Origin of the sequence: Kocuria palustris, from assembly GCF_007666205.1 — a bacterium.
In the GTDB taxonomy this organism is placed as follows: Bacteria; Actinomycetota; Actinomycetes; order Actinomycetales; family Micrococcaceae; genus Kocuria; species Kocuria palustris_A.
The window spans coordinates 219,748-231,959 of record NZ_VDOR01000003.1; the positions used below are offsets into that span (position 1 = coordinate 219,748).

Below are 12,212 nucleotides of genomic sequence, written 5' to 3' on the forward strand. Positions count from 1 at the left end.
CGTCCCCGGATCCGGGACCCGTCAGAAGCGGGCGCGCCGCGGACGGCGCTGGCAGACCGAGCACCGGTACGACGACCGGTTCATGAACTGCTCGCGCACGATCACCCCGTCGCGGCCCGCGGCCCGGCAGCGCGGGCACGGCTGCCCCGCTCGCCCGTACGCGTTGAGGGACCGGGCGAAATAGCCGGACTCCCCGTCGATGTTCACGTAGAGGGAGTCGAAGCTCGTGCCCCCGGCCGCCAGCGCCCGGGTCATCACGTCCCGGGTCGCCTCGAGCACCCGCTGCGTCTCCGGGCGGGTCAGCGTCTCGGTCGGCCGGGCGTAGTGCAGGCGCGCGGCCCACAGGGCCTCGTCGGCGTAGATGTTGCCGATCCCGGAGATCAGGCCCTGATCCAGCAGGGCGCGCTTGATCCCGGTCCTCCGGCGGCGCAGTGCCGCGTGGAAGGCGGCCGCGTCGAAGGCCGGGTCCAGCGGATCGCGCGCGATGTGCGCGGCGTGGGCCGGGATCAGCGGCAGGCCCGAGGCTCCGCAGCCGCCGGGATGGCCATCTGCGGTGGGCTCCAGGGGGTCCAGGAACATGCCGCCGAAGATCCGCTGGTCCACGAAGCGCAGCTGCCCGGGGCGGTCGGCCCCGGCGCGGGACAGGCGCAGGCGCACCCGGAGGTGGCGCTCGTCGGGCCGGCCGTCGTCCTGGACGAGGATCTGCCCGGACATGCCGAGGTGCACCATCAGCGCGATCTCGCCGCTCCCGTCGGCGGGTGCGATCGGCAGCCAGAGGAACTTGCCGCGGCGCACCGCGTCGAGGATGCGGGCGCCGCGCACCCTCTCGACGAAGTCGCCGGGCCCGCCCGGGTGCCGCCGCAGCGAGCGGGCGTCCAGGACCTCGGCGGAGTCGATGCCGCGGCCCACGGCCCAGCGCTCGAGGCCGCGGCGCACGACCTCGGCCTCGGGCAGCTCGGGCACGTCAGGCCCTGTCCGCCAGCGGGCGGCCGTGGCCGTCCGTGCGCGTGGTGCCCGTGATGGCGGAGTACGCGCTCTCGGCCGCGCGGCGCTCGGCCTCCTTCTTGGAGGTCCCCAGGCCCGTGCCGCGCACGGTCCCGCCCAGCAGGCAGGAGGCCGTGAACGAGCGGCTGTGATCGGGCCCGGTCCCCTCGACCTCGTAGGTCACGATGCCCAGGGCGCGCAGGGCGGCGAGCTCCTGGATCTCGGTCTTCCAGTCCCGGCCCTCGCGGATCACGAAGTCGTCCTCGAGCAGCGGGACGATCATCCCCAGCACGAACTCCCGGGCCGCATCGAGGCCCTGCGAGAGGTAGAGGGCGCCGATGACCGCCTCCATGGTGTCGGCGAGGATCGAGGCCTTGTCGTGGCCGTCGGTGCGGACCTCGCCGCGGCCCAGGCGGATGTGCCGACCCAGCGAGCGCTCGCGCGCCAGCTGCGCCAGGGTGCGGGTGGAGACCACGGAGGCGCGGATCTTGGCCAGCTCGCCCTCGGTGCGCTCGGGGTAGCGGCGGTAGATCTCATCGGTGACGGTCAGGCCGAGCACCGAGTCCCCCAGGAACTCAAGGCGCTCGTTGTGGGTCTGCCCGGCGTGCTCGTACGCGTACGAGCGATGCGTCAGCGCAATGAGCAGCGTCTCGGCGTCGATGTCGACGCCGAGACGCTGCAGGAGGTCCTGATGATCCGACGCCAACTCAGGCGTCCGCCACCTTGCGGCCCTTGTACTCGTAGTACAGGGCGGTGCCGGCGGAGTCGGTGACCAGCTTGGCCTGGTGCGGCAGGGAGTAGACGGTCTTGCCGTTCTCCACGGTGCGGACCAGCTTGGGGGCCTTCGCCTTCCACTGCGAACGGCGGGCGCGGGTGTTGGCTCGCGAGAGCTTCCTCTTCGGAACAGCCACTGCTATCTCTCTTCTCTCGGGGGCTCGTCCCCCTGCTCGAACAGGCCCTCGAGGGCGCTCCAGCGGGGATCGAGCACTTCATGTACATGATCGGGGTGATCCGCCAGCCGCACGCCGCACTGGGCGCACAGGCCGGGGCAGTCCTCCCGACACACTGGTTGGAACGGCAGCTTGGTGATTGCCGCGTCCCGGAGCATCGGCTCCAGGTCGATGTGCTCGTCCTGGACGGCGTACATCTCGTCGGCGTCGTCGTCCTCCTCCGGAGCATCGGAGGGGGCGTCGAACAGGAAGAGCTCCTGCACCTCTGCGGTCATGTCCTCTTCGACCGGGTCGAGGCACCGACTGCACTCGCCGTGGAGGCGTGCCGTCACCGTGCCGGAGACCAGGATACCGTCCACGACGGATTCCAGCCTGAGGTCGGCCGCCATGTCGGAGCCCTCGGGGACCCCGATGATCGCGTTGCCGAAGTCCTCCGGCGCGGGCACCGTCTCCTGCCAGAGACGCATCGTCCCGGGACGGTGTTCCAGATCCGCGACGTCCAGCGTCAGCGGTGAAACGTTGTCTCGACTGATGATGATCTCCTGTGGGTTCAATGCCAGCTCGCCAGTCTAGACGCCGCGGCGGGGATGCTCAACCGAGGCGGCCCGCCGCTCACCGCTCGCGGGTCTCGTCGAGGGCCGCCAGAACAGGGGCGGGGACGAAGGCCGCGACGTCGCCGCCGAAGCCGTGGACCTCCTTGACGAGCGACGACGACACGTGCGCCAGCTCGGGCGCGGCGGCCAGGAACACCGTCTCCATGCCGGTCTGCGAGCGGTTCATGGCCTCCATCGGCAGCTCGTAGTCGAAGTCCTGCCCGGAGCGCAGCCCCTTCACGACGGCCACGGCGCCGCGGCGCTGCACGTACTGCGCCAGCAGCCCGCCGCCCAGCGGCTCGACGCTCACCCGCTGCTCGGCCCGTCCGGGCGAGTCCCGCAGCGAGTCCTCGACCAGCTGCACGCGACGCTCGATCGGGAAGCGGTGCTGCTTGGAGGGGTTGTCGGCGACCGCGACGATCACCTCGTCGAACAGCGCCGCGGCGCGCTCGATGATGCCGACGTGGCCCAGATGGACGGGATCGAAGGACCCGACGCACACGGCGCGGCGCGGACCTCGCGGCGCGCCGGCATCCGGGGACTCGGGACGGGTGGTCGGCAGGGGGCTCTCGGTCATGCCGGACACGGTATCGCGGCTCGGGGCGCCCGCGCGGGGCGGACGGCCGCGCACGTCAGCGGCCGCGGGCGGATGAGGGGCAGGGGGGGCGGCCGAGGCCCTGCCTAGACTCGAGCCCATGAGCCGCTCCCCTGCCGACCGCCGCACCCCTCCCTGGCACGCCATGGCCCGCGGGGCCGGGCTGATGGACGAGGCCGGCGCCCTGCGATCGACGATCTTCGACGAGACCTCGGCGCTGGCCCGTCGCCACGACGCCGTCAACCTGGGCCAGGGCTTCCCCGACGCCGATGGCCCCGAGCCCATGCTCGCCGCCGCCGTCGACGCGATCCGCGGCGGTGCCAATCAGTACACGCCCGACCGGGGGCTGCCGGCGCTGCGCGAGGCCGTGGCCGCCCAGCAGCTCGAGACCCAGGGGCGGGAGCTCGACCCCGAGACCGAGGTCATCGTCTCGGCCGGCGCCGCGGAGGGCCTGGCCGCCTCGCTGCTGTCGGTGCTGCGGCCCGGCGACGAGGTCGTGGTGCTCGAGCCGCACTACGACCTGTACGCCGCCGTCGTGGCCTTCGCCGGGGGCATCCTGCGCACGGTGCCGCTGCGCCCGCCGGAGTTCCGCGCGGATCCCGACGAGCTGCGCGCCGCCTTCGGCGAGCGCACCGCCGCGGTGCTCGTGAACGACCCCCACAATCCGACCGGGATGGTCCTCGACCGGCAGACCGCCCGCTTGATCGGGGAGCTGGCCGTCGAGCACGAGGCGATCATCCTCACCGACGAGGTCTACGAGCACCTGCGCCACGACGGCGATCACGTGTCCCTGGCCGCGGGCTCCTCTGCCTCCCCGTCGAGCCTGCTCGACGCCGAGCTGGCCGACCGGGTCCGAGCCCGCACCCTCGTGGTGTCCTCGGCCTCCAAGACGCTGCGCGCAACCGGCTGGCGGATCGGCTGGGTGAGCGGGCCCGCCGAGCTCATCCGCGGGGTCGCCGTGGTCAAGACCTATCTGTCCCACTCGGCTCCGGCCCCGCTGCAGCACGCGGTCGCCGTCGGCCTGCGGAATCTGCATCCCTGGGCCGAGTCCCTGGCGGCCGAGCAGGGCGAGCGCAGCGCCCTGGTCGCCCGGGCCCTGCGCGGCATGGGGCTCGCCGTGGCGCAGCCGTCGGGCTCGTACTACGTCGTGGCCGACTTCTCCCCGGTGCTCGAGCGCTTCGGGGCGACGACGTCGGCGCAGCTGTCCGTCGCGCTGATCGAGCAGGCCGGGGTGGCGCTGCTGCCGCTGTCGGCGTTCGCCTCCCCCGGCAGCCGGGAGCTCTACGAGGGCTGGATGCGGGTGGCCGCGTGCAAGAGCACCCCCCACTCTGCAGGAGGGCATGAGGCGGCTGGCCGCGGCGCTGCGCTGACCTCCGCCGCCGGCGTCGCCGCCGCTCCCCCGTCACGGCGGGCGTCGGCCGCGCCCCTCGACCGCGAGCGGCCGCATTTCCACCCAACCCCGCGCGAGTGGCCGATTTCTCACCGTTTCGACGTCGAAGCGGTGAGAAATCGGCCACTCGGGGCACATGAGGTAAGGAATCGGCCGCTCGCGGTGCGTGAGGTGAGGAATCGGCCGGTCGCGGGCGCGGCCATCGAGCTCAGCGGGGTGTGATGCGAGGGGGGCGCTTCGACAGGGGCAATGCAGGGAGAGCAGGAGAGGCAGGGAGCCCCCGGTCCGGGCGGGGCCGGGGGTCGACGACGCCCGCGGGCCGTGCTCAGGCGCGGCGGCCGAGGGCGCGGTAGGTCCAGCCCGCGTCGATCCACTGCTGCGGGTCCAGGACATTGCGGCCGTCGAGGATCTGCCGGCTGCGCACGAGCGGGGCGAGCTGCTCCGGGGTCATCCGCCGGAACTCGTCCCACTCGGTCAGCAGCACGACGACCTCGGCGCGGGCGACGGCCTGGATGAGGGAGCTCGCGTAGTCGACGCGGGGATAGCGCTTCGCGGCGTTCTCGTTGGCCTTCGGGTCGTACACGTGCACGTCGGCGCCGACGGAGTGCAGCCGGGCGGCGATGTCGAGGGCCGGCGAGTCCCGGACGTCATCGGACTCCGGCTTGAAGGCCGCGCCGAGCACGGCGATCTCCCGGCCCATGACCGAGCCGCCGAGCATCTCGGTGATGACCCCGACCGTGTGCTCGCGGCGGCGGATGTTGATGTCGTCGACCTCGGCCAGGAAGCGCACCGACTGATCCAGCCCCAGCTCGGAGGCCCGGGCCCGCAGCGCACGGATGTCCTTGGGCAGGCAGCCGCCGCCGAAGCCGACGCCGGCGTTGAGGAACTTGCGGCCGATCCGCTCGTCCATGCCGATCGCATCGGCCAGGGTGCGGATGTCACCGCCCACGGCCTCGGTCAGCTCGGACAGCGAGTTGATGAAGCTGATCTTGGTGGCCAGGAAGGAGTTGGCCGCGACCTTCACGAGCTCGGAGGTCTCGTAGTCGGTCACGATCAGGGGGATCTGCTCGGCCAGCTGCGGCGCGTAGACGTCGCGCATGATCCGCTCGAGCCGCTGCGCCTGCTCCCGCTCGCCCGGGTCCTCGCTGCCATGGCCGGGCAGGCCCAGGACCATGCGGTCCGGGTGCAGGGTGTCCTCGACCGCGTGGCCCTCGCGCAGGAACTCGGGATTCCACACGAGGTCGACGTCGATGCCCTCCGGAGCGTGAGTGCGCGCCAGCTCGCGCAGCCGGCGCGCGGTGCCGACGGGGACGGTGGACTTGCCGGCGATCACGGCGTCGCGCGTGAGGTGCTGCGAGATCCGGGTGACCGCGGCGTCGACGTGGGTCAGGTCCGCGGCGAAGGCCCCGGGGCGCTGCGGGGTGCCCACGCCGATGAAGTGGACGTCGCCGAAGGCCCCGGCCTCCTCGTAGTCGGCGGTGAAGCGCAGCCGGCCCGAGTCGACGTGCCGGCGCAGCAGCTCCGGCAGCTCGGGCTCGTGGAACGGGAGCACGCCCGCCGACAGCGCCTCGAGCTTGGCGGGGTCGACGTCCACGCCCAGGACCTCGTACCCCATCTCCGCCAGCGATGCCGCGTGCGTGGCCCCCAGGTAGCCGGTCCCCAGAACGGTGATGCGCATGTGGTGCGTGCTCCTCGCCTCGTGCTGCCGCGGGATCGGGGCTGATCCGCGGGTCCTGCGCATGACGGTCGCATGCGGGACAGCGCCCCGGCCCGGATCCCCGGATGTGTCGGATGAACTTCTGGTGATGCTTCGGCGGCGGCCGGCGTCTCAGGCCCCGTGATCACGGCGGCCGGGCCCGCCGCCGGCGCCCGGTTCCGCGTCGGCTTCCGCATCCGAGGCGTCCCCGGGCTCGTCCGCCTCCGCGTACCAGAGCATCGACTCCCCGTGCTTGGACCGATCCAGCAGGCGCAGTCCGGCGGGCCAGGTCGGCTCGGGCGAGCGGGACGAGCGTTCGATCACGACGACGCCCCCGGGTCCGAGCCTGCCGGCCAGGCCCGCTAGGACCTCCGTGACCTCCGCTTCCCCGAGCGGGTAGGGCGGATCCGCGAGCACGAGATCCCAGGGCCCGTCATGGTCCTGGACGTAGGTCAGTGCCGTGCCCCGCTCGGCCCGCACGACCTGCGCGTCCAGCGCCCGGTTCACCGTCTCGGCATTCGCGCGGCAGACCCCCAGCGCCTTCGGGTGCTTCTCGACCAGGACGACGGCGCGCGCCCCCCGGCTCGCGGACTCGCAGCCCAGCGCCCCGGACCCGGCGTACAGGTCCAGGACCCGGGCGTCGTCGAGCATCCCCCACGCCTCGAGCCTGGAGAACAGGGATTCCTTGAGGCGGTCGGTGCTCGGGCGGGTCCCGCTGCCGGGCACGGAGGCCAGGCGGATGCCGCCGGCGGCTCCGGCGATGATGCGGCTCATGACGGATCAGCCTCGCTCCAGGTACTTCTCGGTGTCCTCGTCGAGGGCCGCGCGGATGGCGGCCAGCAGCTCGGGATGCCGCTGCAGGTCCGGGTCGGCATCGAGCACGGACTGCGCCTCCGAACGAGCCTTCTCGATCACCGCGGCATCGTCCACGGCCCGCAGCAGCCGCAGGGTCGATCGGCCCCCGGACTGCGCGTCGCCGAGGATGTCGCCCTCGCGGCGCTGCGCCAGGTCGGCCTGGGCGAGCTCGAAGCCGTCCGTCGTGGCGGCCACCGCGGCGATCCGCTCGCGCGAGGGGTGCTCCGCGCCCCTCCGGGTGACCAGCAGGCACGTGCTCGCATGCCCCCCGCGCCCGATGCGCCCGCGCAGCTGGTGCAGCTGGGAGATCCCGAAGCGGTCCGCGTCGGCGATGACCATCAGGGTCGCATTGGGGACGTCGACGCCCACCTCCACGACCGTGGTGCAGATCAGCAGGTCGATCTCCCCGGCCGCGAAGCCCTCCATGACGGCGGACTTCTCGGCTCCGTCGAGCCGCCCGTGCAGCACGGCCGTGCGCACGGAGGCCAGCTCGGGCGCCGCATCGACGATCTGCTCGAGCCAGCTCGTGGAGACCATGGTCTCCGCCGCCCGGTCGTCGAGCGCGGATCCTGACAGGGAGAAGGGCGGGATCTCGTCGTCGGCGCCGATCTTGGGCGCCACGACGTAGACCTGCCGGCCCTGCGCGATCTCCTCGGCGGCCCTGGCCATGATCCGACGCTCCCACGCGGGGTGCTCGAGCAGCCCCACCACGTGGGTCTCGATCGGGCGCCGGCCGGCGGGCAGGCCCTCGAGCACGGAGACGTCGAGGTCGCCGAAGACCGTCATGGCCACCGTGCGCGGGATCGGGGTGGCCGTCATGACGAGCAGGTGCGGCACCTCGTCGGTGCCCGACTCGCGCAGGCGGTCGCGCTGCTCGACGCCGAAGCGGTGCTGCTCGTCGATCACCACGAGCCCGAGGCGCGAGAACTCCACCGTGTCCGAGAGCAGGGCGTGCGTGCCGATCACGATCCCGGCCTCGCCCGTGATGATCTCGAGCATCGCCCGCTTGCGGGCCGCGGCGGGCATCGATCCGGTCAGCAGCACCACCCGGGTGCCGTCGGGGTCCCCGTCCAGGGTCCCGGCCGCGCCGAGCGGGCCCAGGGCGCGGGTGATCGAGGCGTGGTGCTGGGCGGCCAGCACCTCGGTGGGCGCGAGCAGCACGGCCTGCGCTCCGGAGTCGACGGCCTGGAGCATGGCCCGCAGCGCCACGACGGTCTTGCCGGAGCCGACATCGCCCTGCAGGAGCCGGTTCATGGGGTGCTCGGCGGCCAGGTCCCGGGCGATCTGCTCGCCGACCGCCTGCTGGGACGCCGTCAGGGCGAACGGAAGGCGCGCTCCGAACCCCGCGAGCAGTCGGCCCCCGGCCCCGGTGAGCACGGGAGCCGCTCGCTGGGCGACGGCCCGGCGCCGGCGCAGCAGCGCCGCCTGCAGGATCAGCGCCTCGGTGTGCCGGAAGCGGGCCTTGGCCCGGTGCCACTCCTGCTCATCGGCCGGGCGGTGCATGGCCCCGTACGCAGTGCGCAGATCGGAGTACCCGTGGGCGCGAGCGATCTCGGGCGGCAGCGGGTCCGGCACGGTCGACCAATCCACGGCGGCCAGGCTCAGCTGGACGGCCTGGGCGATCCGATCGCCCGTGAGCTTCGCGACGGCCGGGTAGACCGGCACCGGGCGCCCGGCGCTGCTCAGGGCATCGGCGGCGTCCGCGTCGTCGCCGGGATCCAGCGGCGCATAGTGCGGATTGGTCATGGTCAGCTCGCCGCGGTACTGCGTGACCTTCCCCGAGAACAGGGCGTGGGTCCCGGTGAGCAGATCGCGCGCGGCCGTCCACGCGTTGAAGAAGCTCAGCGTCATGGTCGCGCCGGTGGCCCCGGCCAGGAGCTCGGCCTCCTCCTGCGAGGACCGGTCCGTGATCACGACCTCGGTGATCGAGCCGCTGCGCGAGCGCATCCGCCGGGTGGACACGCGCAGCACCTCGGCCACGAGCGTGGCGTGCTCGTCCAGGCGCAGCTCGTCGAACGACGTGAGCTCCCCGCGCGGCACGAGCCGGCGCGGGAAGTGCTCGAGCAGCTGCCCGATCGAGGTGACCCCCAGATGCTTCGAGAACGCGCTCGCGGTGCTCCCGCCGAGCACCTCGCTCAGCGGGCGGTCCAGATCCCCGCGCTCGACGGCCACGCCCCCTGCCGGGCCTTCGGCCGGCCGCGACGACGGCCCGGGCGTCTTCCGCGGGCTCATCAGTCGAGGTCCGAGACGTTGACCCGGCTCTGCCGGCCGGCGTCCTCGGGGCTCAGCCCGGTGACGGCGACGTTGCGCGGCGTGCCGTGGGTGCGCAGGAGCTCGAGCGCCTCCTGCTGGTCGTCCACGTGGACGTGGACCCGCCAGCGCCACAGCTCGCCATCGATCTGGGAGATCGGGGAGGTGATCACGGAGCGGCCGATCTCGGTGAGCTCGTAGCGCACGGTCGCGGCCTCGAGCGCGGTCAGCTCGACCGTGGCGACGACCTCGACGCCCGTGTCGTGCTCGCCCGCCGCCGGGGCCATGTCGGTCTCCGGGTCGAGCCGGGCGACCACGCTGCGCATCCGCGTCAGCAGGTCCTGGACCCGGGCCCCGGTCTCCTGGCCGGTCGGCTCGGCGGAGCCCTCGGGGGCCCCGGCCCACAGCACGGGCCGCCCGGCGCCCTCCCCGGCGGCCGCGCGCCGCAGGGCATCCACGACGATCAGCATCCCGAGCGCCCCGGCATCGACCCGGCGGGTCCCCTGCAGGACCTCGAGCTGATCGGTCGAGCCGAGCACGGCCTCCTGCGCGATCGCGACGACGCGCTCGAGCAGGTGCAGCAGGGTGCGCTTGGACCCGGGATCCTCGGTCTCCGGGACCGGCGCGCCCGCGATGTCGCGGATGACCGAGAGCATGGTGCCGGGGACCGGATCCGTCAGCGCGGACCAGCAGCGCAGGTCGCCCGAGGCCAGCGCCTGGGACAGGGACTCCGCGGTGAGGCCGGTGCCCTGCAGGGAGACGCCGACGGCCGTGAGCCACACGGCGAACAGCGAGCCGGAGTTGCCGCGGGCGTCGTCGAGGGCGGCCTGCCCGGCCAGCATGATGAGCTCGCCGGCATCGGGGGTCTCCAGGACCTCGACGGCCTCGGCCGCCGTGGCGACGGTGATCACCAGGTTCGTGCCGGTGTCCGAGTCGGCCACCGGGAAGACGTTGAGCGCGTCCAGCAGATCGGCGGAGGATCGCAGCTCACGGACGGCGAGGCTCAGCCACCGCCTCACGAGGTCCGTGTTCGCTGCGCTGCGCACGTTCAAAGTGGTCCCATCCTCCGCTGCGGCCTGGGCCGATCAGCTCGCTCGCATCCTCGCCTGAGACGCGCACGATGCCGCCCACGCGGGGCGCCGATCGAGGCGCCTGCCCGGGAGGGCCGGCTTCCTCCGCGCCGGAGGCGGGTCCCGGAAGGCGCACAGATCCTATCGCACGGACGCCGCGGGGCAGCTGAGCGTCCGCCGGGAGGCAGGCCAGCAGACCGTGGTCCTCGCCCCCCGTGAGCACCCATTCCAGCGGGTCCGCGCCCAGCAGATCGCCCGCCGGGCGCAGCGGGGCGGCCAGCTCCCGCAGGGCCGCAGGATCCAGATCCAGATCCGCACCGGAGGCCGTCGCGATCCTGCCGGCGTCGCGGTGCAGGCCGTCGGAGACGTCGATCATGGCCGTGGCGCCGGCGCGGGCCAGCTCGGGTCCGACCGGCACCGGGGCCACGGGCCGCAGCTGGGCGCCGGCGATCTCGTCGAGCGCGGGGTCCTCCCCCGGCCGGTACGCCGTCGACGTCAGCAGCGCCAGACCGGCCGCCGCCCGCCCGACCGTCCCGGCCAGGACGATGCGATCCCCGGGCCTCGCGCCCGAGCGCAGGACCGGCCGGCGGCCCTCGAGGTCGCCGGTGACCGCGACCGTCACGACGATCTGCTCGCCGCCGCCCAGGTCGCCGCCGGCCACGGCGACGCGCGGCGCGCCGCAGGCGTCGGCGCCCCGGCGCAGCCCGCGGGCGAAGTCCCTGACCCACTCGAGCTCGGTCTGCCGGGGCAGCGTCAGGGATACGACCATCGACGACGGCACCGCGCCCATGGCCGCGGCATCGGCGAGGTTCTGCGCGGCGGCCTTGGCGCCGGTGTCCGCCCCGCGGGTCACCGTCCCGCTCGGCCAGACCGGGAGGAAGTCCTGGCCCTGGACCTGGGTGTCGGTGGTGATCACGAACCGCGCATCCGGGGCGCTGATCACGGCGCAGTCGTCACCGGGCCCGAGCTCGAGGTGCGGGGACGCCTCGCCGCGCAGCAGGGGCAGGAAGGCCGCGAGCAGCTCGGCCTCCGAGGTCTCCCCCACCGTCCTGGGCGCCGGCATCGGCGCGCACGCGCCCGCCGACCCGTCGGCGCCGGCCGCGTCCGCGCCGTCGCTCGATACGCTGCCTGCCCCGCTGTCCGTCCTGTGCATGCGGACACGGTAGCCGTGCCTCCCGACAGGCCGTGCCGCGCCGCGCCCCGCACCCGGCGGGGCGGAGCGGGGGGGGGCGATTCGGGGCCCGTGCAGCCCCGGCGATAGGATCACGGCCATGCGAATCGGTCTCCCCGCCCCCGTCGCCGACCGCTTCCGCGGGCGGTCCGCAGTGCGTCCCTCGCCGCGGGCGACCCGGCGCAGGGGCCGTGCGGCCGCCGTCATGGCGGCGGCCGGAGGCCTCCTGCTGACCGGCTGCGGCGCGGGCGCCGTGCAGGTCGAGCCCGCCGAGGATGCGGCGAACCCGGACTGCGCGCCGGCCATGCTGGCCATGCCCGAGCAGCTCGGCGAGCAGGATCAGCGGCAGACCTCGAGCCAGGGCACCGCGGCCTTCGGCGATCCCTCGGCGGCGGTCGTGCGCTGCGGTGTGACCCCTCCGGAGCCCACGACCGATCTGTGCACCCGCGTCAACGGCGTGGACTGGCTGATCCGCGATCTCGGGGCGGAGAACCAGTGGCAGGCGACGACCTACGGGCGGGAGCCGGCCTTCGAGGTCACCTTCGACACGACGGTCGTGCCGTCGTCGACCGCACTGGTGGACATCGGCAGCGCCGTCTCCACGGTCCCGCAGACGACGCAGTGCCTCTCGGTCGAGGAGGCGCCGCAGGCCTGAGCC

The 12,212-nt window shown here is 73.9% G+C and carries 12 protein-coding genes; 2 read left to right on the forward strand and 10 right to left on the reverse strand.

Features of this window, described 5'->3' with window-relative positions:
- Window positions 1-21: 21 nt before the first annotated feature.
- The 5 genes from mutM to coaD form a co-directional block, all read right to left on the reverse strand.
- Window positions 22-963, reverse strand: a complete 942-nt coding sequence (mutM, locus tag FSY66_RS05205) for a bifunctional DNA-formamidopyrimidine glycosylase/DNA-(apurinic or apyrimidinic site) lyase (protein WP_144791912.1) — start codon at window positions 961-963, stop codon at window positions 22-24.
- A gap of 1 nt (window position 964) precedes the next feature.
- On the reverse strand, window positions 965-1,690 hold the full coding sequence (rnc, locus tag FSY66_RS05210) for a ribonuclease III (RefSeq protein WP_144791914.1): 726 nt from the start codon (window positions 1,688-1,690) through the stop codon (window positions 965-967).
- A gap of 1 nt (window position 1,691) precedes the next feature.
- The gene (gene rpmF / locus FSY66_RS05215) at window positions 1,692-1,895 is read right to left on the reverse strand and encodes a 50S ribosomal protein L32 (RefSeq protein ID WP_144791915.1); all 204 of its coding nucleotides are present in this window, start codon (window positions 1,893-1,895) and stop codon (window positions 1,692-1,694) included.
- Window positions 1,896-1,897: 2 nt separating this feature from the next.
- Window positions 1,898-2,467: a YceD family protein gene (locus FSY66_RS05220; RefSeq protein WP_144792185.1), complete on the reverse strand. Its 570-nt coding sequence runs from the start codon at window positions 2,465-2,467 to the stop codon at window positions 1,898-1,900.
- A 79-nt stretch (window positions 2,468-2,546) separates the two neighbouring features.
- Window positions 2,547-3,113, reverse strand: a complete 567-nt coding sequence (gene coaD, locus FSY66_RS05225) for a pantetheine-phosphate adenylyltransferase (protein WP_260853471.1) — start codon at window positions 3,111-3,113, stop codon at window positions 2,547-2,549.
- 109 nt (window positions 3,114-3,222) lie between these two features.
- On the opposite strand from coaD, the gene FSY66_RS05230 reads away from it, so the two are divergent.
- Complete coding sequence (locus FSY66_RS05230) at window positions 3,223-4,734, forward strand: aminotransferase class I/II-fold pyridoxal phosphate-dependent enzyme (protein WP_260853473.1); 1,512 nt, start codon at window positions 3,223-3,225, stop codon at window positions 4,732-4,734.
- 103 nt (window positions 4,735-4,837) lie between these two features.
- On the opposite strand, the gene FSY66_RS05235 is transcribed toward FSY66_RS05230, so the two are convergent.
- The 5 genes from FSY66_RS05235 to thiL form a co-directional block, all read right to left on the reverse strand.
- A complete protein-coding gene (locus FSY66_RS05235; RefSeq protein ID WP_144791918.1) occupies window positions 4,838-6,190 on the reverse strand; it encodes a UDP-glucose dehydrogenase family protein in 1,353 nt (450 codons plus the stop codon).
- Between the two features lie 150 nt (window positions 6,191-6,340).
- On the reverse strand, window positions 6,341-6,982 hold the full coding sequence (gene rsmD, locus FSY66_RS05240) for a 16S rRNA (guanine(966)-N(2))-methyltransferase RsmD (protein WP_144791920.1): 642 nt from the start codon (window positions 6,980-6,982) through the stop codon (window positions 6,341-6,343).
- A 6-nt stretch (window positions 6,983-6,988) separates the two neighbouring features.
- Window positions 6,989-9,295 carry an ATP-dependent DNA helicase RecG gene (locus tag FSY66_RS05245; RefSeq protein WP_144791922.1) on the reverse strand — a complete coding sequence of 769 codons (2,307 nt, stop codon included), beginning with the start codon at window positions 9,293-9,295 and terminating at the stop codon, window positions 6,989-6,991.
- Window positions 9,295-10,359, reverse strand: a complete 1,065-nt coding sequence (locus tag FSY66_RS05250; RefSeq protein WP_260853474.1) for a DAK2 domain-containing protein — start codon at window positions 10,357-10,359, stop codon at window positions 9,295-9,297. The genes FSY66_RS05245 and FSY66_RS05250 overlap by 1 nt, the downstream gene beginning before the upstream one ends.
- Entirely contained in the window at window positions 10,301-11,536 is a 1,236-nt protein-coding gene (thiL, locus tag FSY66_RS05255) for a thiamine-phosphate kinase (RefSeq protein WP_144791926.1), read from the reverse strand. Before thiL ends, FSY66_RS05250 begins: the two co-directional genes overlap by 59 nt.
- A gap of 118 nt (window positions 11,537-11,654) precedes the next feature.
- On the opposite strand from thiL, the gene FSY66_RS05260 reads away from it, so the two are divergent.
- The gene (locus tag FSY66_RS05260) at window positions 11,655-12,209 is read left to right on the forward strand and encodes a DUF3515 family protein (RefSeq protein ID WP_144791928.1); all 555 of its coding nucleotides are present in this window, start codon (window positions 11,655-11,657) and stop codon (window positions 12,207-12,209) included.
- Window positions 12,210-12,212 lie beyond the last annotated feature (3 nt).

Excerpts from the sequence above, each read along its gene's own strand:
- FSY66_RS05230 (WP_260853473.1), top strand. The coding sequence starts at position 3,223 with ATGAGCCGCTCCCCTGCCGACCGCCGCACCCCTCCCTGGCACGCCATG.
- FSY66_RS05235 (WP_144791918.1), bottom strand. The coding sequence starts at position 6,190 with ATGCGCATCACCGTTCTGGGGACCGGCTACCTGGGGGCCACGCACGCG.
- rsmD (WP_144791920.1), bottom strand. The coding sequence starts at position 6,982 with ATGAGCCGCATCATCGCCGGAGCCGCCGGCGGCATCCGCCTGGCCTCC.
- FSY66_RS05245 (WP_144791922.1), bottom strand. The coding sequence starts at position 9,295 with ATGAGCCCGCGGAAGACGCCCGGGCCGTCGTCGCGGCCGGCCGAAGGC.
- thiL (WP_144791926.1), bottom strand. The coding sequence starts at position 11,536 with ATGCACAGGACGGACAGCGGGGCAGGCAGCGTATCGAGCGACGGCGCG.
- FSY66_RS05260 (WP_144791928.1), top strand. The coding sequence starts at position 11,655 with ATGCGAATCGGTCTCCCCGCCCCCGTCGCCGACCGCTTCCGCGGGCGG.